21 protein-coding genes and 1 tRNA gene are annotated in these 24,847 nt (G+C 70.9%); 18 read left to right on the forward strand and 4 right to left on the reverse strand.

Annotation, left to right across the window (positions count from 1 at the left end):
• Window position 1: 1 nt before the first annotated feature.
• The 11 genes from hisF to pyk all read left to right on the forward strand — a co-directional run bounded on the left by hisF (window position 2) and on the right by pyk (window position 13,513).
• Window positions 2-763, forward strand: a complete 762-nt coding sequence (gene hisF / locus MSA03_RS06640; protein WP_028495735.1) for an imidazole glycerol phosphate synthase subunit HisF — start codon at window positions 2-4, stop codon at window positions 761-763.
• Complete coding sequence (gene hisI / locus MSA03_RS06645) at window positions 763-1,119, forward strand: phosphoribosyl-AMP cyclohydrolase (RefSeq protein ID WP_147050094.1); 357 nt, start codon at window positions 763-765, stop codon at window positions 1,117-1,119. Before hisF ends, hisI begins: the two co-directional genes overlap by 1 nt.
• Complete coding sequence (locus tag MSA03_RS06650) at window positions 1,116-1,736, forward strand: Trp biosynthesis-associated membrane protein (protein WP_147050095.1); 621 nt, start codon at window positions 1,116-1,118, stop codon at window positions 1,734-1,736. The genes hisI and MSA03_RS06650 overlap by 4 nt, the downstream gene beginning before the upstream one ends.
• A 72-nt stretch (window positions 1,737-1,808) precedes the next feature.
• Complete coding sequence (locus MSA03_RS06655; protein ID WP_028495738.1) at window positions 1,809-2,039, forward strand: DUF6704 family protein; 231 nt, start codon at window positions 1,809-1,811, stop codon at window positions 2,037-2,039.
• A 1-nt stretch (window position 2,040) separates the two neighbouring features.
• A complete protein-coding gene (gene trpC, locus MSA03_RS06660; protein ID WP_147050096.1) occupies window positions 2,041-2,817 on the forward strand; it encodes an indole-3-glycerol phosphate synthase TrpC in 777 nt (258 codons plus the stop codon).
• Window positions 2,814-4,070: a tryptophan synthase subunit beta gene (gene trpB / locus MSA03_RS06665; RefSeq protein ID WP_147050097.1), complete on the forward strand. Its 1,257-nt coding sequence runs from the start codon at window positions 2,814-2,816 to the stop codon at window positions 4,068-4,070. Before trpC ends, trpB begins: the two co-directional genes overlap by 4 nt.
• Complete coding sequence (gene trpA, locus MSA03_RS06670) at window positions 4,067-4,852, forward strand: tryptophan synthase subunit alpha (protein ID WP_147050098.1); 786 nt, start codon at window positions 4,067-4,069, stop codon at window positions 4,850-4,852. Before trpB ends, trpA begins: the two co-directional genes overlap by 4 nt.
• An 89-nt stretch (window positions 4,853-4,941) precedes the next feature.
• Window positions 4,942-5,910 carry a prolipoprotein diacylglyceryl transferase gene (gene lgt / locus MSA03_RS06675; protein ID WP_147050099.1) on the forward strand — a complete coding sequence of 323 codons (969 nt, stop codon included), beginning with the start codon at window positions 4,942-4,944 and terminating at the stop codon, window positions 5,908-5,910.
• Between the two features lie 55 nt (window positions 5,911-5,965).
• Window positions 5,966-10,555, forward strand: a complete 4,590-nt coding sequence (gene gltB / locus MSA03_RS06680) for a glutamate synthase large subunit (protein ID WP_147050100.1) — start codon at window positions 5,966-5,968, stop codon at window positions 10,553-10,555.
• On the forward strand, window positions 10,548-12,014 hold the full coding sequence (locus MSA03_RS06685) for a glutamate synthase subunit beta (protein WP_147050101.1): 1,467 nt from the start codon (window positions 10,548-10,550) through the stop codon (window positions 12,012-12,014). Before gltB ends, MSA03_RS06685 begins: the two co-directional genes overlap by 8 nt.
• A 50-nt stretch (window positions 12,015-12,064) precedes the next feature.
• Window positions 12,065-13,513 carry a pyruvate kinase gene (gene pyk / locus MSA03_RS06690; protein ID WP_028495745.1) on the forward strand — a complete coding sequence of 483 codons (1,449 nt, stop codon included), beginning with the start codon at window positions 12,065-12,067 and terminating at the stop codon, window positions 13,511-13,513.
• A gap of 60 nt (window positions 13,514-13,573) precedes the next feature.
• Here the strand turns inward: pyk and MSA03_RS06695 are convergent.
• Window positions 13,574-13,654, reverse strand: a tRNA-Leu gene (locus tag MSA03_RS06695).
• 59 nt (window positions 13,655-13,713) lie between these two features.
• Between MSA03_RS06695 and MSA03_RS06700 the strand changes: the two genes are divergently transcribed.
• Complete coding sequence (locus tag MSA03_RS06700) at window positions 13,714-14,334, forward strand: ANTAR domain-containing response regulator (RefSeq protein ID WP_028495747.1); 621 nt, start codon at window positions 13,714-13,716, stop codon at window positions 14,332-14,334.
• Window positions 14,335-14,353: 19 nt separating this feature from the next.
• On the opposite strand, the gene MSA03_RS06705 is transcribed toward MSA03_RS06700, so the two are convergent.
• Window positions 14,354-14,788 (reverse strand): hotdog fold thioesterase, encoded by a 435-nt coding sequence (locus MSA03_RS06705; RefSeq protein WP_147050102.1) that lies wholly within the window; start codon window positions 14,786-14,788, stop codon window positions 14,354-14,356.
• Window positions 14,789-14,845: 57 nt separating this feature from the next.
• Here MSA03_RS06705 and polA point away from each other — a divergent pair, with 57 nt between their 5' ends.
• On the forward strand, window positions 14,846-17,479 hold the full coding sequence (polA, locus tag MSA03_RS06710; protein WP_147050103.1) for a DNA polymerase I: 2,634 nt from the start codon (window positions 14,846-14,848) through the stop codon (window positions 17,477-17,479).
• Window positions 17,480-17,511: 32 nt separating this feature from the next.
• Window positions 17,512-19,188 carry a DUF885 domain-containing protein gene (locus tag MSA03_RS06715; protein WP_147050104.1) on the forward strand — a complete coding sequence of 559 codons (1,677 nt, stop codon included), beginning with the start codon at window positions 17,512-17,514 and terminating at the stop codon, window positions 19,186-19,188.
• 13 nt (window positions 19,189-19,201) lie between these two features.
• On the opposite strand, the gene MSA03_RS06720 is transcribed toward MSA03_RS06715, so the two are convergent.
• Complete coding sequence (locus MSA03_RS06720) at window positions 19,202-19,828, reverse strand: phosphoribosyltransferase (RefSeq protein WP_147050105.1); 627 nt, start codon at window positions 19,826-19,828, stop codon at window positions 19,202-19,204.
• Window positions 19,829-19,936: 108 nt separating this feature from the next.
• On the opposite strand from MSA03_RS06720, the gene MSA03_RS06725 reads away from it, so the two are divergent.
• From MSA03_RS06725 to MSA03_RS06740, 4 genes are all read left to right on the forward strand, one after another.
• Entirely contained in the window at window positions 19,937-20,968 is a 1,032-nt protein-coding gene (locus MSA03_RS06725) for an LLM class flavin-dependent oxidoreductase (RefSeq protein WP_028495752.1), read from the forward strand.
• A gap of 32 nt (window positions 20,969-21,000) precedes the next feature.
• Window positions 21,001-22,362 (forward strand): MFS transporter, encoded by a 1,362-nt coding sequence (locus MSA03_RS06730; RefSeq protein WP_147050106.1) that lies wholly within the window; start codon window positions 21,001-21,003, stop codon window positions 22,360-22,362.
• A complete protein-coding gene (locus MSA03_RS06735) occupies window positions 22,352-23,125 on the forward strand; it encodes an SGNH/GDSL hydrolase family protein (RefSeq protein WP_174799857.1) in 774 nt (257 codons plus the stop codon). Before MSA03_RS06730 ends, MSA03_RS06735 begins: the two co-directional genes overlap by 11 nt.
• 89 nt (window positions 23,126-23,214) lie before the next feature.
• On the forward strand, window positions 23,215-23,472 hold the full coding sequence (locus MSA03_RS06740; protein ID WP_028495755.1) for a DUF6458 family protein: 258 nt from the start codon (window positions 23,215-23,217) through the stop codon (window positions 23,470-23,472).
• Between the two features lie 22 nt (window positions 23,473-23,494).
• Here the strand turns inward: MSA03_RS06740 and MSA03_RS06745 are convergent, their stop codons facing one another.
• Window positions 23,495-24,820, reverse strand: a complete 1,326-nt coding sequence (locus tag MSA03_RS06745) for an MFS transporter (protein WP_147050108.1) — start codon at window positions 24,818-24,820, stop codon at window positions 23,495-23,497.
• Between the last annotated feature and the right edge of the window lie 27 nt (window positions 24,821-24,847).

Genomic DNA, 24,847 nt, shown 5'->3' on the forward strand with positions numbered 1-24,847 from the left:
CATGTCGCCGGCCTGCCGCGTCATCCCCTGCCTCGACGTCGCCGACGGGCGCGTCGTGAAGGGGGTGAACTTCGAGAACCTGCGCGAGATGGGCGACCCCGTCGAGCTGGCCCGCCGCTACTACGAGCAGGGCGCCGACGAGCTGACCTTCCTCGACGTCACCGCGACGGTCGACGACCGCTCGACGACCTACGACGTCGTGCGACGCACCGCGGAAGAGGTCTTCATCCCGCTCACCGTCGGCGGCGGCGTGCGGACGACCGACGACGTCGCCCGGCTGCTCGGCGTCGGCGCCGACAAGGTCGGCGTGAACTCCGCGGCCATCGCCCGCCCCGAGCTCATCGACGAGATCGCCGACCGCTTCGGCGCGCAGGTGCTCGTGCTGTCGCTGGACGTCAAGCGCGCGCCCGGCACGACCTCCGGATTCGTCGTCACGACGCACGGCGGGCGCACCCTCACGACCCTCGACGCCGTCGCCTGGGCCCGGGAGGCCATCGACCGGGGGGCCGGGGAACTGCTCGTCAACTCCATCGACGCCGACGGCACGAAGGACGGCTTCGACCTGGAGCTCGTCCGGCTCATGCGCGAGGTCTCCAGCGTGCCCGTCATCGCGTCCGGGGGAGCGGGCACCGCCGCGCACTTCGCCCCCGCCGTGCACGCGGGCGCGGATGCGGTGCTCGCGGCGTCGGTGTTCCACTCCGGGCAGCTCACGATCGGCGACGTGAAAGACGCCCTCGCCGCAGACGGAATCGAGGTGCGGTGATGACCGAGGACATCGAGACGCGGATCTCCCGCGTCGCGTTCGACGACGACGGGCTGGCACCGGCCATCATCCAGCAGTTCGACACCGGTGAGGTGCTCATGCTGGGGTGGATGGATGCCGAAGCCCTCCGCCGCACGCTCACCTCGGGCCGGGTGACCTTCTGGTCGCGCTCACGGCAGGAGTACTGGCGCAAGGGCGACACATCGGGGCACGCGCAATACGTCAAGGGCGCACGCCTGGACTGCGACGGCGACGCCCTGCTCATCACGGTCGACCAGGTGGGGGCCGCCTGCCACACCGGCGACCGCACGTGCTTCGACGCCGACGACCTGACCCCCGCCGTGGGGGAGCGGTGACGGCACCCGCCGCCGGGCACCGCGCGCGGCGCGCACGCCTCGGGAGCGTGCTCGCCGTCGTCGTCGGCGGTGCGCTCGCCCTCATCTCCTCGACGCAGACGTGGATCGACGTGACCCTCCGCGACGGGGCGCGCGAGACGCTGCACGTCGCCGGCGCGGACGCCCTGCCGCTCCTGGCCCCGCTGAGCCTCGCGGCCCTCGCCCTGGGGCTCGCGCTCACGATCGCGGGTCGCGTGACCCGCTACGTGTTCGGCGTCATCGCCGTCGCGATCGGCGCCGGGCTGCTCGCCGGCGCCTGGCGGGTCGCGGCCGAGCATCCCATCGACGCGGTCACCTCGACCGTGGCCGAGGCGACCGGCCTGACCGGGACGGAGACGGTCGGCGCGCTCGTGGCATCCCTCGTGACGACGCCGTGGCCGTACGTCGCGATCGTGACGGCGCTGCTCGTCGCGGCCGGCGGGATCCTGACGCTCGTGACGGCCCGCACGTGGAGCGGCGCCGGGCGGCGCTACCGCACGGCGGCCGAGCCCGCCGCCGGCGGCCCGGCCTCGTCCCGCCCGCACGACGCGATCGATTCCTGGGACGACCTCAGCCGCGGCGACGACCCGACGCGCTGATGCCCAGCGGCCCCGCGCGGCCCCGCTAGACTTGCCGAGCGGGCACGCCCGCCACGCACGCGAAGGAGAACAATGAGCAACAACATCGGCGATCCCGGCCACGGACACTCCCCGGCTGCCTGGACGGCCGTCGTCATCATGCTCCTCGCGGTCACGCTGGGCACGCTCTTCTTCTTCCTCGACCTGCCCGTGCTCGTCTGGGCCTCGTTCGGCCTGCTGCTCGTCGGTCTCCTCGTCGGCTGGGGCATGGCCAAGGCCGGCTACGGCGTCGGCGGAGACAAGTACGTCGCGAAAGAGCACTGACGTGCTCGCCGACCTCACGGCCGGCGCGGTGGAGGATGCCGAAGAGCGCAGGCTCTCTCGGCCGCTCGACGTCGTCGAGAAGAGCGCCCTCGCCCAGCCGCCCGCGCGCGACGCCCTCGCAGCCCTCGCCCCCGCGGACCGAGTCAAGATCATCGCCGAGGTCAAGCGCGCGAGCCCCTCACGCGGCGACCTCGCCGCCATCCCCGACCCGGCGCACCAGGCGTCGCTGTACGAGCAGGGCGGCGCGTCGGCGATCTCGGTCCTGACCGAGGGTCGTCGCTTCAAGGGATCGCTCGCGGACCTGGAGGCCGTGAAGGCCGCCGTGTCGCTGCCCGTCCTCCGCAAGGACTTCATCGCGACGCCGTACCAGGTGCTGGAGGCCCGCGCCGCGGGCGCCGACCTCGTGCTGCTCATCGTCGCGGCGCTCGAGCAGCCGCTCCTCGCCGAGCTGCACGGCCTGGTCCGCGAGCTCGGCATGACGCCGCTCGTCGAGACGCACTCGCTCGAAGAGGTGCAGCGCGCCGCCGACATCGGCGCGAACCTCATCGGCGTGAATGCCCGGAACCTCTCCAGCTTCGAGCTGGACCGCGACCTCTTCGGCCGTCTCGCCGAGCATCTCCCGGCCGACGCGGTGAAGATCGCCGAGTCCGCGGTGCTGACGCCCGCCGACGTCGCGCACTACCGCGCCGCCGGGGCGGATGTCGTCCTCATCGGCGAGGCGCTCGTCACGAACGACCCCGTCACGACCCTGCACGCGTTCCTGGAGGCTGGATCATGAGTCTGCGAGAAGCCGCAGGGCCCTTCTTCGGCGAGTTCGGCGGGCGCTTCATGCCCGAATCCCTCATCGCCGCCATCGACGAGCTCACCGCCGAATACGAGTCCGCGAAAGCCGACCCCGCGTTCGACGCCGAGTTCCGTCACCTGCTGCACAGCTACGCGGGCCGCCCCTCCGCCCTCACCGAGGTGCCACGGTTCGCCGAGCACGCCGGCGGGGCGCGCATCTTCCTCAAGCGCGAAGACCTCAACCACACCGGATCCCACAAGATCAACAACGTGCTGGGGCAGGCGCTCCTGACGAAGCGCCTCGGCAAGACCCGCGTCATCGCCGAGACCGGCGCCGGCCAGCACGGTGTCGCGACCGCGACGGCCGCGGCGCTGTTCGGGTTCGAGTGCACGATCTATATGGGCGAGGTCGACACCGAGCGCCAGGCGCTGAACGTCGCCCGCATGCGGCTGCTGGGCGCCGAGGTCATCCCGGTCACGACGGGTTCGCGGACGCTCAAGGACGCCATCAACGAGGCGTACCGCGACTGGGTGGCATCCGTGGAGACCACCAACTACATCTTCGGCACCGCGGCCGGTCCGCATCCGTTCCCCGCCATGGTCCGCGACTTCCAGAAGATCATCAGCGAGGAGGCGCGCCAGCAGCTCCTCGACGAGACCGGGCGGCTGCCGGATGTCGTCGTCGCGTGTGTTGGCGGCGGCTCCAACGCCATCGGCATGTTCGACGCGTTCCTCGACGACGAGGGCGTCAAGCTCTACGGCGTCGAGGCGGCCGGCGACGGCGTGGACACGCCCCGCCACGCGGCCTCCATCGAGCGCGGCCGTCCCGGCGTGCTGCACGGTGCGAAGACCTACGTCCTGCAGGACGAGGACGGCCAGACCGTCGAGTCGCACTCCATCTCCGCCGGCCTGGACTATCCCGGCGTCGGACCCGAGCATGCCTGGCTCGCCGACATCGGCCGCGCCACCTACATCCCGGCGACCGACACCGAGGCCATGGACGCCCTGCGGCTCCTGTCGCTGACCGAGGGCATCATCCCGGCGATCGAGTCGGCGCACGCCCTCGCCGGCGCGCTGCGGCTGGGCCGCGAGCTCGGCCCCGACGCGATCATCGCGGTGAGCCTGTCCGGCCGCGGCGACAAGGACATGGACACCGCGGCGAAGTGGTTCGGCCTGTACGACGGCGCCGACCCCGTGCAGACGCCGCCGGATGCCGACGAGGCCAAGGGCGAGGGGACGGAGCTGTGACCTCCCGCGTCGCCGCCGCCATCGACGCGGCCCACGCCGAGGGGCGCGGCGCGTTCATCGGCTACCTGCCGCTGGGATTCCCCGACCTGCAGACGAGCATCGACGCGGCCGTGACCCTCGCGGACAACGGCGCCGACATCCTCGAGCTCGGCCCGCCGTACTCCGACCCGGTCATGGACGGCACCGTCATCCAGGAGGCCACCCAGGCGGCCCTGGCGGGCGGATTCCGCCTGCGCGACACGTTCACCGCGGTGCGCGCGATCGCCGACCGCGTCGACGTGCCCGTGCTCGTCATGACGTACTGGAACCCCGTGCTGCAGTACGGCGTGGACCGCTACGCCGACGAGCTGCTCGCCGCCGGCGGCGCGGGGCTCATCACGCCCGACATCACGCCGGACGCCGCCACCGAGTGGATCGCCGCATCGGAGCGCACGGGCCTGGACCGCATCTTCCTCGCCGCGCCGACCTCGACGGACGAGCGCCTCGAGATGATCGTCGGCGCGTCGACGGGGTTCGTGTACACCGTCTCGACGATGGGCATCACGGGCGAGCGCGCCGAATTGGATGCCGCGGCCCGCGGCCTCGTGTCGCGCCTCCGCGCGCACGGCGCGGAGCACGCCTGCGTCGGCATCGGCATCTCCACGCCCGTCCAGGTCACGGGGGTCCTCGAGTACGCCGACGGCGCGATCGTGGGCACCGCCCTTGTCCGGGCGCTGCGCGACGGGGGCCTCGAGGAGCTGGCATCCACCGCCCGCGCCCTCACCTCCGGCACCGCCCGCTGACCGTCCTCTCCTCGCACCGCGCCCCCGGCGGCGCGGCGTGACGACCCGGGCCGCGAGGGGGAGGGCGCGGGGCGAAGTAGACTCGCGGCGTGACTTTCTCCGCGCTCTCCGTCGTCGCCAGCATCCCGAGCCCGCCGATCAGCAGCTTCCAGGTCGGCCCGCTGACGATCCACTTCTACGCGCTGTGCATCCTCGCGGGGATCATCGTCGCGGCGTTCCTCACGAACCACCGCCTGACCAAGCGCGGCGGTGAGCCCTGGGTCGTCATCGACATCTGCCTGCTCGCCGTGCCGCTGGCCATCATCGGCGCGCGCATCTTCCACGTGCTCACCCACCCGGGCTTCTACTTCGGCGAGGACAAGAACCCCTGGGCGGTGTTCTTCATCTGGGAGGGCGGCATCGCCATCTTCGGCGCGCTCCTCGGCGGCGCCGTCGGCGCGTGGCTCGGATGCCGGTGGACCGGCATCCGGTTCTGGAGCTTCGCCGATGCCCTCGCCCCGGGCCTCCTCCTCGCCCAGGCGATGGGCCGGTTCGGCAACTGGTTCAACCAGGAGCTGTTCGGCCTCCCCACCGATCTGCCGTGGGGGCTCGAGATCAGCCCCGACAACCCCGCCTTCCCGGCAGGGCTCGCCGACGACACCCTCTTCCACCCGACATTCCTCTACGAAGTCATCTGGAACGTCGCCGGCGTCGTCGTGCTGCTGTGGCTCGGCAGACGCCTGAGCATGCAGTGGGGACGCCTGTTCGCCGTCTACCTCATCTGGTACAGCGCCGGTCGCATCGTGTGGGAGTCGATCCGCATCGACCCGAGCGAGGTCTTCTTCGGGCTCCGCACCAACGTGTGGGCCGCTGTGCTCGGCGTCCTCGTCGGCATCGTGATCCTCGCGGTGCAGCGGCGCCGCCACCCGGGCCTCGAACCGTCCGTGTACGTCCCGGGTCGCGAGTGGACGCCCGAGGGGGTTGTACAATCGGGGAACACCGATGACTTCGTGGACGTCAGCGCACCCACCACGCCCGAAGATGTCGAAGACGCAGCCACAAGCAGAGTCACCACGTAAGGAATACCGCGGGCCGACGTCGTCCCAGTTGAGCATCAATGTGAGGACGGTAGCGATGCCTTCGAGCCTTAATCGCGACGTCGACCGACCCGGCGCACTGCCGGGACCGCCCCCGACGCAGGGTATGTACAACCCCGCGTTCGAGAAGGACGCGTGCGGCCTGGCGATGGTCGCCACACTCCGCGGCGAGCCGGGCCACGACATCGTCGAGCTCGCGCTGACGGCGCTGCGCAACCTCGAGCACCGCGGCGCCATCGGCTCCGACGCGGGCACCGGTGACGGCGCCGGCATCCTCACGCAGATGCCCGACGCCTTCCTCCGCGCGGTCGTCGACTTCGACCTGCCGCCGGTGGGGGAGTACGCCGCCGGCATGGCCTTCCTCCCGCTCGAGGAGGCGGCCCGCTCCGCCGTCAAGGCCGGCGTGGAGAAGATCGCCGCCGCGGAGGGCCTCACGGTCCTCGGCTGGCGCGTCGTCCCGACGGAGCAGGAGAACCTCGGCAAGCTCGCGCACGCGGCGCGCCCGGCGTTCGAGCAGCTCTTCGTCTCGCACCCCGCGTCCGGCGACCAGCCCGCCCTGTCGGGTATCGACCTGGACCGCCGCGTGTACCGGCTCCGCAAACGCGCCCGCCGCGAGTACGACGCGTACTTCGTGTCGCTGTCCTCGCGCACCCTCGGCTACAAGGGCATGGTCACGACCCTGCAGCTGGAGCCCTTCTACCCCGACCTGCAGGATGAGCGGTTCGCCAGCGAGCTCGCCGTCGTGCACTCGCGCTACTCCACGAACACCTTCCCGTCCTGGCCGCTCGCGCAGCCGCTGCGGATGCTGGCGCACAACGGGGAGATCAACACCGTCAACGGCAACCGCAACTGGATGCGGGCGCGCCAGTCGCAGCTGGAATCCCAGCTCATCGGCGACATCCGCCCGCTGCTGCCGATCTGCACGGAGGGCGCCAGCGACTCGGCATCCTTCGACGAGGTCCTCGAGCTCCTGACCCTCACGGGCCGGAGCCTCCCGCACGCGATCATGATGATGGTGCCGGAGGCGTACGAGAAGCAGTCGGACATCGACCCGCAGCTGCGCGCCTTCTACGACTACCACTCCATGCAGATGGAGCCGTGGGACGGCCCCGCCGCCCTCATCTTCACCGACGGCACCCTCGTCGGCGCGACCCTCGACCGCAACGGCCTCCGCCCCGGCCGCTGGACCGAGACGACCGACGGCCTCGTCGTCATCGGCAGCGAGACCGGCGTCCTGGACTTCGCCCCGGAGCGCATCAAGCGCCGCGGTCGCCTGCGTCCCGGCCGCATGTTCCTCGTCGACACGGCCGAACGGCGCATCGTCGAGGACGAGGAGATCAAGGCGCAGCTGGCTTCCGCGGAGCCGTGGCAGGAATGGCTCGACGCCGGGCGGGTGCGCCTGAAGGACCTGCCCGAGCGGGAGCACATCGTGCACCCCATCGCGTCGATCACGCGCCGCCAGCGGACCTTCGGCTACACGGAGGAGGAGGTGCGGATCCTGCTGACCCCGATGGGGCAGACCGGCGCCGAGCCCCTCGGCGCCATGGGGTCGGACACGCCCATCGCGGTGCTCAGCGAGCGCCCCCGTCTGCTCTTCGACTACTTCACGCAGCAGTTCGCGCAGGTCACGAACCCGCCCCTGGACTCCATCCGCGAAGAGGTCGTCACCTCGCTCTCGCACGGCATCGGCCCGGAGCGGAATCTGCTGTCCTGGGGACCGGAGCACACCCGCGTCATCACGCTGGACTTCCCGGTCATCGACAACGACGAGCTCGCGAAGCTCCAGAACATCGACAAGGCCCTCCCCGGGCGCCGGTCGGTGACGATCCGCGGGCTTTACCACTTCGACCAGGGCCCCGGCGCCATGGAGGCGCGCCTGGAGGCCATGTGCGCCGAAGTGGATGCCGCGATCGACGACGGCGTCGAGTTCATCATCCTGAGCGACCGCGACTCGAACAAGGACCTCGTCCCCATCCCGTCGCTGCTCATGCTCTCCGCCATCCACCACCACCTCATCCGGCAGGAGAACCGGATGAAGGTCGGTCTCGTGGTCGAGGCGGGCGATGTCCGCGAGGTGCATCACGTCGCGACGCTCATCGGCTACGGCGCCTCCGCGGTGAACCCGTACCTCGCGATGGAGACCGTCGAATACCTCGTCCGCGCCGGTTTCATCACGAACGTCACCCCCGAGAAGGCGGTGCGGAACCTCATCTACGCCCTGGGCAAGGGCGTGCTGAAGATCATGTCGAAGATGGGCATCTCCACGGTGTCCTCGTACGCCGGCGCCCAGGTCTTCGAGGCCGTGGGCCTGTCGCACGAGTTCGTCGACAAGTACTTCACCGGCACCGAGACCAAGCTGGGGGGCGTGGGGATCACCGAGATCTCCGCGGAGAACCAGGCCCGGCACGACTACGCGTACCCGGAGGACGAGGCGGCCCGCGCCCACGAGCGCCTCTGGACCGGCGGCGAGTACCAGTGGCGCCGCGACGGCTCCCCGCACCTGTTCAACCCCGACACCGTGTTCCGGCTGCAGCACTCCACCCGCACGCGCCGGTACGACATCTTCCGCGAGTACACGAAGCTCGTCGACGACCAGGCGAAGGAGCTGAAGACCCTCCGCGGGATGTTCGCCCTCCGCACCGGTCAGCGCCCGCCCGTGCCGATCGACGAGGTCGAGCCGGTCTCCTCGATCGTGAAGCGGTTCTCCACCGGCGCGATGAGCTACGGCTCCATCTCGAAGGAAGCCCACGAGACGCTCGCGATCGCGATGAACAGCATCGGCGCGAAGTCGAACACGGGAGAGGGCGGCGAGGACACCGACCGCCTGCTCGACCCGCAGCGCCGCAGTGCGATCAAGCAGGTGGCGTCCGGCCGGTTCGGCGTCACGAGCATGTACCTCACGCACGCCGACGACATCCAGATCAAGCTCGCGCAGGGCGCCAAGCCCGGCGAGGGCGGTCAGCTGCCGCCCGCGAAGGTGTACCCGTGGATCGCGCGCACCCGCGGCGGCACGCCCGGCGTCGGACTCATCTCCCCGCCGCCGCACCACGACATCTACTCGATCGAAGACCTCAAGCAGCTGATCTTCGACCTCAAGCGCGCCAACCCCGGCGCGCGGGTGCACGTCAAGCTCGTCAGCCAGTCCGGCATCGGCGCGGTCGCCGCGGGTACCGCGAAGGCCCTCGCCGACGTCATCCTGGTCTCCGGCCACGACGGCGGCACGGGGGCGAGCCCGCTGAACTCCCTCAAGCACGCCGGCACGCCGTGGGAGCTGGGCCTCGCCGAGACGCAGCAGACGCTCATGCTCAACGACATGCGCGACCGCGTCGTGGTGCAGGCCGACGGCCAGCTCAAGACCGGCCGCGACGTCATCATCGCGGCGCTGCTGGGCGCCGAGGAGTTCGGCTTCGCGACGACGGCGCTCGTCGTCGAAGGCTGCATCATGATGCGCGTCTGCCACCTGGACACCTGCCCCGTGGGCGTCGCGACCCAGAACCCCGTGCTGCGGGAGCGCTTCTCCGGCAAGCCCGAGTTCGTCGTGAACTTCATGGAGTTCATCGCCCAGGAGGTGCGCGAGTACCTCGCCGAGCTGGGCTTCCGCTCCCTCGACGAGGCCGTCGGCCACAACGAGCTGCTGGATGTCAACGGCGCGGTCGAGCACTGGAAGGCCAACGGCCTGGACCTGACCCCCATCCTCGAAGGCCCCGCCTTCGCGGCGGACGTGCCGCGGCGCAACGCCCGGCCGCAGGATCACGAGCTCGAGGACCACTTCGACGTGCAGCTCATCGAGCGCGCGCAGGACGTCCTCGCCCACGGCGGTCACATCTCCATCGACCTGCCGGTCCGCAACACCGCCCGCGCCGTCGGGACGATGCTCGGACACCACGTCACCCGCGCGCACGGCGCGAACGGCCTGCCGTCCGGGTCGATCGAGATCAACCTCACGGGTTCGGCCGGGCAGTCCTTCGGCGCGTTCCTCCCGGCCGGCATCACGCTGCGTCTGGAGGGCGACTCCAACGACTACGTCGGCAAGGGCCTCTCCGGCGGGCAGATCGTCGTCCGCCCGCCGCGCGCCGCGACCTTCGACGCGTCGCAGAACGTCATCGCCGGCAACGTCATCGGCTACGGCGCGACGCAGGGCACGATGTTCCTCCGCGGCGTCGTGGGGGAGCGGTTCTTCGTCCGCAACTCGGGTGCGACCGCGGTCGTCGAGGGGGTCGGCGACCACGCCCTGGAGTACATGACCGGGGGCCTCGCCGTCATCCTCGGCGCCACGGGACGCAACCTCGGCGCCGGCATGTCCGGCGGCTCGGCGTACGTCTACAAGCTCGACCGGGCGCTGGTGAACCGCGAGGCGATCGCGAACGGCGAGCTGGAGCTGCTCGACCTGGGCGCGGGCGACGCGGAGATCCTCCGTGACCTGCTCGTGCAGCACGTGGCCGAGACGGATTCCGCTCTCGCCGCCGCGCTCCTGGACGACTTCGACGCCGAGGTGTCGAACTTCGTCCGCATCCTGCCGCGCGACTACGCCGCGGTTCTGCAGACCCGCCAGGAGGCGGCCGCCGAGGGGCTGGACCCCGACGGCGACGTCGTCTGGACCCGCATCCTGGAGGTGACCGGTGGCTGACCCCAAAGGTTTTCTGAAAGTCACCGAGCGCGAGCTGCCCGCGCGTCGGCCCATCCCTGTCCGCATCATGGACTGGAAAGAGGTCTACGAGCCCGGCGACTCCGCCGTGCTGCGCCGCCAGGCGGGCCGCTGCATGGACTGCGGCATCCCGTTCTGCCACAAGGGATGCCCGCTGGGCAACCTCATCCCGGAGTGGAACGACCTGATGTGGCGGGGCGAGGGCCGTTCGGCCATCGAGCGCCTGCACGCGACGAACAACTTCCCGGAGTTCACGGGACGGCTGTGCCCCGCGCCGTGCGAGAGCTCGTGCGTCCTGGGCATCAACCAGCCCGCCGTCACCATCAAGCAGGTCGAGGTCTCGATCATCGACGATGCGTTCGCGAACGGCTGGGTCGAACCCGAGCCGCCCGCACGCCTCACCGGCAAGACCGTCGCCGTCGTGGGCTCCGGCCCCGCGGGGCTCGCCGCCGCCCAGCAGCTGACCCGCGCGGGCCACACCGTCGCGGTGTACGAGCGCGACGACCGCATCGGCGGGCTGCTGCGCTACGGCATCCCCGACTTCAAGATGGAGAAGCGCCACCTCGAGTCGCGCCTCCGGCAGATGCAGATGGAGGGCACCCGGTTCCGCGCCGGCGTCGAGATCGGCACCGACCTGTCCTGGAGCGACCTGCGCGCCCGGTACGACGCGGTCGTCGTCGCGACCGGTGCCACCGTGCCGCGCGACCTGCCCATCCCGGGCCGCGACCTCGCCGGCGTGCACTTCGCGATGGAGTACCTCGTCGAGTCCAACAAGGTCGTCGCCGGCGACCAGGTCGCCAACCAGATCCACGCCGAGGGCAAGCACGTCATCGTCATCGGCGGCGGCGACACCGGCGCCGACTGCATCGGCACGGCGCACCGCCAGGGCGCGCTGAGCGTCACGAACCTCGCGATCGGCAAGGAGCCGCCGGCCTCCCGCCCCGACCACCAGCCGTGGCCGATGACGCCGACGATCTTCGAGATGCAGTCCGCGCACGAGGAGGGCGGAGAGCGCACGTTCCTCGCCTCCACGGTCGAGTTCCTCGCGAACGACGCCGGCGAGGTCCGGGCGCTCCGGGTGGCCGAGACGGAGTACCGCGACGGCACACGCGTGCCCAAGAGCGGGACCGAGCGGGAGATCCCCGCCGACCTCGTCCTCATCGCCATGGGGTTCACCGGGCCGGAGCGCACCGCGCTCGAGCACCAGCTGGGCACCGTCTTCACGGGCCGCGGCAATGTGGAGCGCACCGACGACTACCAGACCACCGCTCCCGGCGTCTTCGTCGCCGGTGACGCGGGCCGCGGACAGTCCCTCATCGTCTGGGCGATCGCCGAGGGCCGCGCGGCGGCTGCGGCAGTGGACGAGTACCTTATGGGAGGAACGAATCTTCCCGCCCCCGTCCGACCGCGCGATGTCGCGATCGGGTTGCAGTCCGCCTGAAGCGTAGGCTGTAAGGAACGCTAACAAAACCCGAAGACCGGAGTCAGTACGTGAGACGCGCCAAGATCGTCGCCACCCTGGGACCCGCCACATCCTCGTATGAGAGCCTTCGCGCGATCATCGACGCCGGTGTGGACGTGACCCGATTCAACCTGAGCCACGGGGACTACAGCGAGCATGAGACCCGGCTCGCCAACGTCCGGAAGGCCGCGGACGACGCGGGCCGCACCGTCGCCATCCTGGTGGACCTGCAGGGCCCCAAGATCCGCCTCGGCAAGTTCAAGGACGGCCCCCACGACCTCGCCGTCGGCGACGTGTTCAAGATCACGACCGAGGACATCGAAGGCACCAAGGAGATCGTCTCGACGACCTTCAAGGGGCTTCCCGAAGACGTCACCCCGGGCGACTTCCTGCTGATCGACGACGGCAAGGTGCGCGTCCAGGTCACCGCCGTGGACGGCCCCGTCGTCACGACGGAGGTCATCGTCGCGGGCCCCGTGTCGAACAACAAGGGCATCAACCTGCCCGGCGTCGCGGTCAACGTCCCCGCCCTCTCCGACAAGGACGAGGCGGATCTGCGCTGGGGGCTCCGCGCCGGCGCGGACATCATCGCGCTGTCGTTCGTGCGCAACGCCGCCGACGTGCAGCGCGTGCACGAGATCATGGCGGAGGAGGGTCGCAAGATCCCCGTGATCGCCAAGATCGAGAAGCCGCAGGCCGTCGAGAACCTCGAGGAGATCATCGACGCGTTCGACGGCATCATGGTCGCCCGCGGCGACCTCGGCGTGGAGCTGCCCCTCGAGGCCGTCCCGATCGTGCAGAAGCGGGCCGTCGAGCTCTGCCGGCGCATGGCCAAGCCCGTCATCGTCGCGACGCAGATGCTCGAGTCGATGATCGAGAACCCCGTCCCCACCCGCGCCGAGACGAGCGACGTCGCCAACGCCGTCCTCGACGGCGCGGACGCCGTGATGCTCTCCGGCGAGACGAGCGTCGGCAAGTACCCCGTCGTCGTCGTCGAGACGATGGCGCGCATCATCGCCTCGACCGAGGACCACGGTCTGGAGCGCATCGCGCCGTTCACGACCAAGCCCCGCACGCAGGGCGGCATCATCACGCTCGCCGCGGAGGAGGTCGCCAAGTTCGTCGAGGCGAAGTACATCTGCATCTTCACCGAGTCCGGCGACACCGCGCGGCGCATGTCGCGTCTGCGTCCCATGATCCCGATGATGGCGTTCGCCGCCGACCCCGCGATCCGCCGCCGCATGGCGCTGACGTGGGGCGTGCAGTCGACCCTCGTCGAGCACGTCGCCCACACCGACCTGATGTTCCTGCAGGTGGACGACTTCTTCCTGAAGAACGGCCTGGCCACGGAAGGCGACGTCGTCGTGGTGATCTCCGGTTCGCCTCCCGGAATCATCGGCTCCACCAACGACATCCGCATCCACCGGATCGGCGACGCCGTGCACGGCAAGGCCCCGATCTACCAGGCCGGCAAGTAACCCGGACCGCGGACACGAAGAGCGGATGCCGCACGGCATCCGCTCTTCGTCGTTCCCGCGTGCCGGTGGTGGGAGTCGAACCCACACGTCCGAAGACAACCGAGTTTGAGTCGGTCGCGTCTGCCATTCCGCCACACCGGCGCACGCCGGAATCGACCATACCGCAGGAACGAGTGCGCGCTGGGCTCTAAGATGGACGAGTGAGTGAGCAGGAACAGACCACGGCGTCCACGTCATCCGCCCCCCGACGCGTCGTCGTCGCCGAGGACGAATCGCTGATCCGACTCGATATCGTCGAGATCCTCCGCGACAACGGCTTCGACGTCGTCGGCGAGGCCGGAGACGGCGAGACGGCCGTCCAGCTCGCGACCGAGCTGCGCCCCGACCTCGTCATCATGGACGTGAAGATGCCGGTCCTCGACGGCATCAGCGCCGCCGAGAAGCTCAGCAAGAGCCACATCGCGCCCGTCGTGCTGCTGACCGCGTTCAGCCAGAAGGAGCTCGTCGAGCGCGCCACGGAAGCCGGCGCCCTCGCGTACGTCGTGAAGCCGTTCACGCCCAACGACCTGCTCCCCGCGATCGAGATCGCGCTGGCCCGCTACGAGCAGATCATCACGCTCGAGGCCGAGGTCGCCGACATGGTCGAGCGCTTCGAGACCCGCAAGCTCGTCGACCGCGCGAAGGGCCTCCTGAACGAGAAGATGGGCCTGTCGGAGCCGGAGGCGTTCCGCTGGATCCAGAAGGCGTCGATGGACCGCCGCCTCACGATGCAGGACGTCGCGAAGGCCATCATCGAGCAGCTCTCGCCCAAGAAGGCCTGACCGCCGCCGGATGCGCGGCTCAGCCGGCCGGCTGATCCTTGATCATGTTCGTGATCCGGATCGTCGAGCAGCGCCGGCCCTGATCGTCGGTCACGACGATCTCGTGCACCGTGATGCTGCGGCCCAGGTGGATCGGCGTGCAGACGCCCGTGACGACGCCGCTCGTGGCCGACCGGGTGTGCGTCGCGTTGATGTCGACGCCGACCGCGAGGCGGCCGGGACCGGCGTGCAGGTTCGCCGCCATGGATCCGAGGGACTCGCCGAGCACCACGTAGGCGCCGCCGTGCATGAGCCCCACGGGCTGGGTGTTCCCCTCGACCGGCATGGTCGCGGCGCAGCGCTCCACCGTGAACTCGGTGATCCGCATCCCCATCTTGTCGGCGAGGGCTCCGAGCCCGCGGCGCTGCGCCCACTCGAGTCCGTCGACGGATGCAGGGGTGGTGTCAGAGGTCATCGTTCGCCTTCGCACGGGGCCGGATCGGGTGTCGCCGCCGCTGGCTAGGCTTGCAGGGTGACGGACTCCGCAAAGCCTACCCTTCTCGTCGTCGACGGCCATTCGCTGGCCTACCGTGCGTTCTTCGCCCTCCCGGTCGACAACTTCTCCACGAAGGACGGGCAGCACACCAACGGCATCTACGGCTTCCTGTCGATGTTCGTGAACCTCGTGAAGGCCGAGAAGCCCACCCATCTCGCCGTCGCGTTCGACACGTCGCGGCAGTCGTTCCGCACCCGCGAGTACGCGGAGTACAAGGCGAACCGGTCCGAGTCGCCGGCGGAGTTCAAGGGGCAGATCCCGCTCCTGCAGGAGTGCCTGCAGGCCATGAACGTGCGCGTCCTGACGAAGGAGGACGTCGAGGCCGACGACATCCTCGCGACCCTCGCGACCCAGGGCGCCGCGCTCGGCTATGACGTCCTGGTGTGCTCCGGCGACCGCGACACCATCCAGCTCGTCACCGACGACGTGACGCTGCTGTACCCCAACGTGCAGGGCGTCTCGCAGCTCAAGCGCTACACGCCCGACGCCGTCGTGGAGAAGTACGGACTGCCGCCGGAGAAGTACCCCGACATCGCCGCGCTCGTGGGGGAGACCAGCGACAACCTGCCGGGCGTGCCGAAGGTCGGCGAGAAGACCGCCGTGAAGTGGCTCACCCAGTACGGGTCGCTCGACGAGCTCCTCACGCGTGCCGACGAGATCAAGGGCGTCGTGGGCGGCAACCTCCGCGAGCACATCGACGGGGTGCGCCGCAACCGCGCGCTGAACACCCTCCTGCGCGACGTCGAGCTGGAGGTGGGGCCCGCCGACCTCGAGGTGCAGCCGATCGACCCGGAGGCCGTGCGCGACATCTTCTCGCGCCTGGAGTTCCGCACCCTCCTGCCGCGCGTCTTCGACGCGATGGGCGCCGACCCGGCGGAGACCCCCGCCCGCCCGGGGGCCACGGCGCCCACCGCGACGGAGCCCGACCCCGCCCAGCTCGCCGCCTGGGTCGCCGCCGCCGGCGGGGAGGTGGGCGTGACGCTCGTCCTGCAGGGCGGCCTCCCCGTCCGGATCGGCCTGGCGACCGCCGACGCCGCCGTCGAGACCGCCTGGACCGAGGAGGCCGCCGCCGCCCTCCGCCCCTGGCTGGAGGGGGACGCCCCCAAGGTCCTCACCGACGCGAAGCCGCAGGTGAAGGCGCTGCGCCGCGCCGGGGCCCACCTGGGCGGGCTCGCCTTCGACACCCTGCTGGCGGGCTGGCTCCTGCGTCCGAGCCTCCCGGACAAGAACCTCGCCGACCTCGTGGGTCGCTACCTCGACGAGACGCTGCCCGAGGCCGATCCGACGCAGCTCGTGCCCGAGACCGAGGGTGCGACCCCCGGGCAGCTGTCGTGGTACACCCTGCGCGTCGCCGCGGCGCTGCGGGCCGAGCTGCCGGAGAGCGTGGCCGGTGTCCTCGCCGACATCGAGCTGCCGACCCTCGACACCCTCGCCGACATGGAGCTCGCCGGCGTCGCCGTGTCGCACGAGAAGCTCTCGACCTTCTCCGCCGAGCTCGCCGCGCGCGCCGACGCGATCGCCCAGCAGGCCTACGCGACGATCGAGCGGGAGGTGAACCTCGGCTCGCCCAAGCAGCTGCAGGAGGTGCTCTTCGACCAGCTCCAGCTGCCGAAGACCCGCAAGACGAAGACGGGGTACTCCACGGATGCCGCCGTCCTCGCCGATCTGCAGGAGACGAACCCGCACCCGTTCCTCGACCTCCTCCTGCAGCACCGCGAGGCGATGAAGCTGCGGCAGATCATCGAATCCCTCGACGTCGCGATCGCCGCCGACGGGCGCATCCGCACGACCTACCTGCAGACCGGGAGCCAGACCGGACGGCTGTCGAGCACCGACCCCAATCTGCAGAACATCCCGATCCGCAACGAGGAGTCCAGCCGCATCCGCGCCGCCTTCGAGGTCGGCGCGGGCTACGAGACGCTGCTGACCGCCGACTACTCGCAGATCGAGATGCGCATCATGGCGCACCTGTCCGGCGACCCGGGGCTCGTCGAGGCGTTCAACTCCGGCGAGGACCTGCACCGCTTCGTCGGCGCCCGCGTGTTCGGCGTCGAGCCGGCCGATGTCACCCCCGCGATGCGCACGAAGGTGAAGGCCATGTCGTACGGCCTCGTGTACGGGCTGTCCGCGTTCGGACTCTCCAAGCAGCTGCGCATCGAGCAGACCGAGGCCAAGCAGCTCATGATGGAGTACTTCGCCCGCTTCGGCGCGGTGCGCGACTACCTGCGCTCCTCCGTCGAGCAGGCTCGCATCGACGGTTTCACGGAGACGATCTTCGGCCGCCGCCGCCCGTTCCCCGACCTGTCCAGCCCCAACCGCGTCCTCCGCGAGAACGCCGAGCGCGCCGCGCTCAACGCCCCGATCCAGGGCAGTGCCGCCGACATCATGAAGATCGCGCTGTTCCGCATCCACGGGGAGTTCGCCGCGGAGCAGCTCGCATCGCGCGTGCTGCTGCAGATCCACGACGAGCTCGTCGTCGAGGTCGCCCCGGGGGAGTGGGATGCCGTGGAGCGCATCGTCCGCTCCCGCATGGGCGACGCCGCCGAGCTGACGGTGCCGCTGGACGTGCAGATCGGACGCGGCGCCGACTGGAACGAAGCCGGTCACTGATCCGGCGGCCCGCGTCGGTTTAGGCTCGGAGGATGACTGACGCACAGCGCACCCCCACGCCGATCGACCAGATCGCCGACGGCTGGGTCGACACCCTCGCCGAACTCTCCCCGGGCCTTGCGACCTACATCGGCCGGTCCGAGTACAACGATCGTCTCGACGACCTGTCCCCGGCCGGGACGGAACGCGCGCACGCCGCGGCGAAGGCGGCGCTCGCGGCGCTGGAGGCGGCCGAGCCCGTCGACCAGGTCGACGCCGTCACGAAGGCCGACCTCTGCGGCGACCTGTCGCTGCACCTCGAGCTGCACGACGCCGGCGCGCACCTGCGCGACCTGAACGTCATCGCCTCGCCGGCTCAGGAGCTGCGGAACGTCTTCGATCTCATGCCCACGAGCACCGTGGAGGACTGGTCGGTCGTGGCCACCCGCCTCGCGGCGGTCCCCGCCGCGATCGAGGGGTACGTGGAGACCCTCCGCCAGGGGATCGCACAGGGCATCGTTCCCGCGCGCCGTCAGGTGTCCGAGGTCGTGACCCAGATCGGCCGGTACACCGCCGACCAGGGCTTCTTCGCCACCTTCGCCGCCGAGGCGGCACCCGAGGAGGGATCCCTCCCCGCATCCCTCGTCCACGACCTGTCCGGCAACGCCGATGCGGCGCGCATCGCCTACAACGGTCTCGCCTCGTTCCTCTCCGAGGAGCTCGCCCCCGCCGCCGGGGAGCAGGATGCCGTGGGTCGCGAGCTGTACGCCCTGCACTCCCGCCGGTTCCTCGGCGCCACGATCGACCTCGACGAGACCTACGAGTGGGGGATCGAGGAGCTGTCGCGCATGGTCGCGGAGCAGGAGGCGATCGCGAAGGAGATCAAGCCCGGCGCGAGCGTCGAGGAGGCCGTCGCCTTCCTCGAGGCCGACGAGTCCCGCAAGCTCCGGGGCACCGACGCGCTGCAGAAGTGGATGCAGGAGACGAGCGACCGCGCCGTCGCCGAACTCGGCCGCACGCACTTCGACATCCCCGAGCCCATCAAGAAGCTCGAGTGCATGATCGCGCCCACGAACGAGGGCGGCATCTACTACACGGGGCCCACCGACGACTTCTCCCGTCCGGGCCGGATGTGGTGGTCGGTGCCGGAGGGCGTCGACACGTTCGACACCTGGCGTGAGCTCACGACCGTCTACCACGAGGGCGTTCCGGGTCACCACCTGCAGATCGCTCAGGCGGTGTACAACCGCGCGGAGCTCAACTCGTGGCGCCGGCTCCTCGCCGGCTCGAGCGGGCACGCGGAGGGCTGGGCGCTGTACGCGGAACGGCTCATGGAGCAGCTCGGCTACCTCGACGACCCCGCCGACCGCCTCGGCATGCTCGACGGCCAGCGCATGCGCGCCGCGCGCGTCGTGCTGGACATCGGCGTGCACCTGCAGAAGCCGAAGCTCGACGGTGACGGCGTGTGGGATGCCGACTACGCGCTCGCCTTCATGCGCCGGAACGTCAACATGTCGGACGAGTTCATCCAGTTCGAGGTGAACCGCTACCTCGGCTGGCCGGGACAGGCGCCGTCGTACAAGGTGGGCCAGCGCATCTGGGAGCAGATCCGCGACGAGGCGCAGCAGCGCGCCGGCGACGCGTTCGACATCAAGAAGTTCCACATGCGCGCCCTGACCCTCGGCGGGGTGGGCCTGGACACCCTGCGGATGGCACTCGCGCAGGACTGAGCCCCCGGCACCGTCAGTCGGCGCGGAGGTCGCGGGCCAGCAGCGCCACGACCTCCGCGTCGCGGGCCTGACGGAAATCGTCGTAGTACTGGCCGACGGCCCAGAGGTGCTGCTGCGGATGCGGGCACACGTAGTCGTCGGCGAGCCCGGGCTCCGGGCGCCACGCGGCGGGTGCGACCGGCACCGCCAGGACGATCCGCGCGGCGCCGTGTGCGCGCAGCGAGCGGCAGGCGGATGTCGCCGTGGCCCCCGTCGCGACTCCGTCGTCCACGACGATCACGGTCCGTCCCGCGGGGTCGCGCCCCGGCACGGTGTACAGCGCTTGACGGCGCCGCAGCTCGGCCCGCTCCTCCTGCTCGACGGCGGCGAGCTGCGCAGGCGTCGCCCAGTCGTCGGCATCCGGATGGACGACGCGGACGCCGTCGGCGATCGCCCCCACGGCGAACTCCGCGTGTCGCGGTGCGCCGAGCTTGCGGACCGCGACGGCCGTGAGCGGGAGACCGAGCACCCGCGCCACCTCCGCCGCCACGACCACGCCGCCGCGCGGCAGGCCGACGACGAGAGCGTCGTCGGCCCGCCAGGCGTCCAGTGCACGGGCGAGGTCGCGGCCCGCCGCGGCGCGATCCTCGAAGAGGGCCATGAGCCCACCGTACGCTGGGGACGGCGCAGGTGGAATGCCCCGGATCTCCGCGGGGAATGCCCGCCCGACGCGCCGAGTTCCATTCATCAGTATGGAAAGGGACGGATCATGACGGTACAGCTGGGCCTTGACACTTTCGGCGACATCACCCTGGACGCGGAGGGTCGGCGCGTCAGCGACGCGCAGACGATCCGGCACGTCGTGGAGCAGGCGGTCCTCGCCGACGAGGTCGGCGTGCACTTCTTCGGCGTGGGGGAGCACCACCGGCCGGACTTCGCGATCTCGAGCCCCGAGATCGTCCTCGCCGCCGCCGCGGCGCGCACCTCCCGCATCCGGCTCGGCACGGCCGTCACGGTCCTCTCCAGCGACGACCCGGTGCGCGTGTTCGAGCGGTTCGCGACGCTGGATGCCGTCTCGCACGGGCGCGCGGAGGTCATCCTCGGCCGGGGGTCGTTCATCGAGTCGTTCCCGCTCTTCGGCTACGACCTGCACGACTACGAGACGCTCTTCGAGGAGAAGCTCGACCTCTTCTCGCAGCTGCTCACCGAGAAGCCCGTCACGTGGCAGGGAACCATGCGCCCCTCGCTCGATGCGGCGGACGTGTACCCCAAGACCGAGCACGGTCTGACGGCCTGGGTCGGCGTCGGCGGAAGCCCGGAGTCCGTCGTCCGCACCGCGCGGTACGGGTACGGACTGATGCTCGCCATCATCGGCGGCCCCGCGGCGCGGTTCCGGCCGTTCGTCGACCTGTACCACCGCTCCCTCGCCGGCTTCGGCCGGGGGACACTCCCCATCGGCATCCACTCGCCCGGGCACATCGCCGACACCGACCAGCAGGCGTGGGAGGAGGCGTATCCCGGTGTGCAGGCCATGAACGACACGATCGGGCGCGAGCGCGGCTGGCCGCCGTACAACCGGCTGCGCTTCCAGCACGACGTCGGGCCGGAGGGCGCGCTGTACGTCGGTTCGCCGGAGACCGTCGCCCGGAAGATCGCCGACACCGTCCGGACGCTCGGCGCGGACCGGTTCGACATGAAGTTCTCGACCGGCACGCTGGGGCACGAGCAGATGATGCGCTCCATCGAGCTCTACGGCACCCGGGTGGCCCCGCTCGTGCAGGACATGCTCGCGTCGCGGTGACGGCGGAGCCCCGGCATCCGTAGCATTCAAGGATGACCGATGTGACGACACCGACGGTGGCGGCGCGCCTGGACGCCCTGCCGTTCACGCGCGGGCACGCCCGCATCCTCGGCGGCTCCGGCCTCGGGTGGGCGCTGGATGCCATGGATGTGGGCCTCATCTCCTTCATCATCACCGTGCTCGTCAGCGAGTGGTCGCTGACGGGGGAGCAGGCCTCCTGGATCGCCTCGGCGGGCTTCGTCGGCATGGCGGTGGGCGCGACCCTCGGCGGGCTCCTCGCCGACCGTCTCGGCCGCCGCTCGGTGTTCGCGATCACGCTGCTCGTCTACGGCGTCGCGACCGGGGCGAGCGCCCTGGTCGGAGGCCTCACGCTGCTGCTCGTCCTCCGATTCTTCGTGGGCCTCGGGCTCGGCGCCGAACTGCCGGTGGCGAGCACGTACGTCAGCGAGTTCGCCCCGGCGCGCATGCGCGGCCGCCTCATCGTCATCCTGGAGGCGTTCTGGGCCGTCGGCTGGACGGCTGCCTCGCTCATCGGCTTCTTCGTCATCCCGAACGTCGCGGAGGGCTGGCGGTGGGCGTTCGCGATCGGGGCGATCCCCGCCGTCTATGCGCTCGTCATCCGGTGGGGGCTGCCGGAGTCGGCGCGCTGGCTGGAGCGGCAGGGCCGCCACAGCGAGGCGGAGGCCATCGTCGCCCGCCTCGAGGCGTCGCCCGCGCTCGCCTCGTCGCAGCGGCGCCGCGGCGAACCGGTCCTCGTGCCCACCCCCCTCGCGGGCCCGGCCGCCACGACGGCGGGGGAGCGCCTGCGGGCCCTGTGGGCCGCGGAGTTCTCCGTCCGCACGGCGTGCCTCTGGCTCGTCTGGTTCTGCGTCAACTTCGCCTACTACGGCGCGTTCATCTGGATCCCCACCTTGCTGTTCTCGCAGGGCTACGACCTCGTGAAGTCGTTCGGCTTCACCCTCATCATCACCCTCGCCCAGCTGCCCGGGTACGCCGTCGCCGCCTGGCTCATCGAGGTGTGGGGGCGGCGCCTCACGCTGTCGGTGTTCCTCGCCGGATCGGCCGTCTCGGCGGTGCTGTTCGGACAGGCCGGCACCGAGGGGCTCATCATCGCGACGGGGATGGCGCTGTCGTTCTTCAACCTCGGCGCGTGGGGCGCGCTCTACGCCGTCACCCCGGAGATGTACCCGACCTCGCTGCGCGGCACGGGCTCGGGCTGGGCGGCGGGCGTCGGACGGATCGCGTCGATCCTCGCGCCGCTGAGCGTCCCGCCGCTCCTCGCCCTGGGGGGAGTGCCGGTCCTGTTCGTCGTGTTCGCGGTCTTCTTCCTCGTGGCCGCGGGCGCCGCGTGGGGACTCGTCGACAAGAGAGGGCAGACGCTCGATGACCGGTGAGGCGGGGCAGGTGCGTTTCACCGCGATCGGCGACTCCTTCACGGAAGGCGTCGGGGACGAGCTGCCGGACGGCACCGTGCGCGGCTGGGCGGACCTCGTCGCGCAGGGCTGGGCGCGGTCGCGCGGCGCCGACATCGCCTACGCCAACTTCGCGATCCGGGGCAAGCTCGTCTGGCCGATCGTGCACCAGCAGCTCGAGGCGGCGCTGGCACTGGGTCCCACCCACCTGTCCTTCAACGGCGGGGGCAACGACATGCTGCGCCCGCGCACCTCGATCACGCACATCGCGGATGCGTTCACCCACGTCCTCCGCCGCTGCGACGAGGAGGGCGTGACCCTCATCCTGCTGTCCGGCGCGAACCCGTCGGCGCAGCTGCCCATGGGCCGGCTCATCCAGCGGCGCGGCGACCTCATGTCGGCCGCGGTGATCGAGCGGATGGGCGGTCGGGGCGACGTCGTGCAGGCGCTGAACTGGCCGGATGCCGAGCTGTCGCGGCCCGCGTACTGGTCGGAGGACCGGCTGCACATGAATGCGCGCGGCCACCACCGGGTCGCCGCCCGCGTGCTCACCGCCCTCGGGCAGAGCGTGCCCGAGGGGTGGTGGTCGCTCCCGGAGCTGCCGGATGCCGTGCGCCTGCGCCGCGCCGAGTACATGCGCGATCACCTCGGCCCCTGGGTGCGGCGGCGACTCACCGGCACGTCCTCCGGCGATGGGCGGGAGCCGAAGTACGGCATCTGGACGACGGTTGCGGCACCGGTCTGAAGCACAACGGCCGCGGCGCTGTCAAGGGGAGGCGCGCCGGCGGAGGGATCGGTCATGATGTCAGGACGACCGACCCACAAGGAGTCAAAATGAGCATCGGAGCAGGAATCGCGCTCTTCGTCATCGGAGCGATCCTCGTCTACGCCGTGAACGTCGATGTGGAGTTCGTCAACCTCGACATGATCGGCTACATCCTGATGGGCGCGGGCGCACTCATCTTCATCATCGGCATCGTCATGATGCTGCGTCGCCGCCAGACGGAGTCCGTCACCCGGACGGTCGACCCCGTGGCCGGCGAGCGCGTCACGCGCAACTCCACGAGCACCTCGGGGGACCCCACCGTCTGAACCCCTCCCCACCCCCGGCGGATCAGCCGCGCTCGCGTCTTCGCGGGCGCGGCTGGTCCATTCCTATGTGCACGCGGGTCTTGCGGCGCTCGATGACGATGAACGCGCCGCCCAGCAGCCACAGCGGCACCTGGGTGAGGAACGCGAGCCGGAAGGCGTCGAGCGTGTACGTGTCGGGGGTCCCGGCGCCCTGGAGATCCATCGCGAGCCCGATCATGAAGATCGCGATGAGGGCGGCCAGGAATCCGCCCGCGTTGGTGACACCGGTGGCCGTGCTGAGCCGGTGGGCCGGGTTGTGCGTGCGCGCGTGGTCGAACGCGATCATCGACGCCGGCCCGCCCATCGCCAGGGCGAACGCGAGGGTGTACAGGAGCCACAGCGGCGCCGGGCCGGGCCAGAGGATCACCGTGAGCCACACCACCATCTGCACGGCGACGGCGGGCAGCACGAGCGCGCGGGAGCGCATGTTCGGGATGCGGCGGGACAGCTCGCCCATGATCGGCCCCAGGGCCATCCCGATGAAGACGTAGACCGACGTGATGCCCGCAGCCTGCCCGAGACTCAGCCCTTCGCCGGCGGTGAGGAACGGCATCCCCCACAGCAGGATGAAGGCGGTGCCGGCGAACGGGGTCGTGAAATGAGACCAGAACGCCAGGCGGGTGCCCGGGTGCGCCCAGGCGGCACGGATGCCCACCCCGGTGTCGACCGAGGACCGCACGACGCGGACGGCACCGGTGTCGGTGTCGACGGAGACGTCCGCGGCGACCTCCGGCGGGTGGTTCCGGATGATCGCGAAGACGAGCACGGCGAACAGGACGCCGAGCCCCCCGACGCTGCCGAATGCGATCGTCCAGGTCGTGGCGTGCAGGAGCGCCGCGAGCGGCAGGACGGCGATGAGCTGGCCTGCCTGCCCGACGATGCCGGTCAGCTGCACCATGACGGGCGCGCGCTGGGCCGGGAACCACGTCGCGATGAGGCGGAGCACGCCCGGGAAGACCGCGGCGTCGCCGGCCCCGACGAGCACGCGCGCGACGAGGGCCACCCCGACGCTCTCCGACAGGGCCATCGTGAGCTGACCGGCCGCCATGAGCACCATCCCGATGGTCATGATCGGGCGCGCGCCGTAGCGGTCCAGCAGGACCCCGATCGGCAGCTGCATGCCGCCGTACATCGCCAGCTGGACGACGGCGAAGAGCGACAGGGTCGCCGCATCCGCGGAGAAGCGGTCGGCGGCGTCGACGCCGACCGCGGCGAGCGACGTGCGGTTCGTGACGGCCAGGACGTATCCCGCGACGCCGACGGTCCAGATGATCCAGGCCCGGAGGGACGACGCGGGGGAGGAGGTCACCCTCCCACGCTACCCGCCGGCGCTAGA

It is taken from the genome of Microbacterium saccharophilum, assembly GCF_007992455.1.
GTDB classification, from domain to species: Bacteria; Actinomycetota; Actinomycetes; order Actinomycetales; family Microbacteriaceae; genus Microbacterium; species Microbacterium saccharophilum.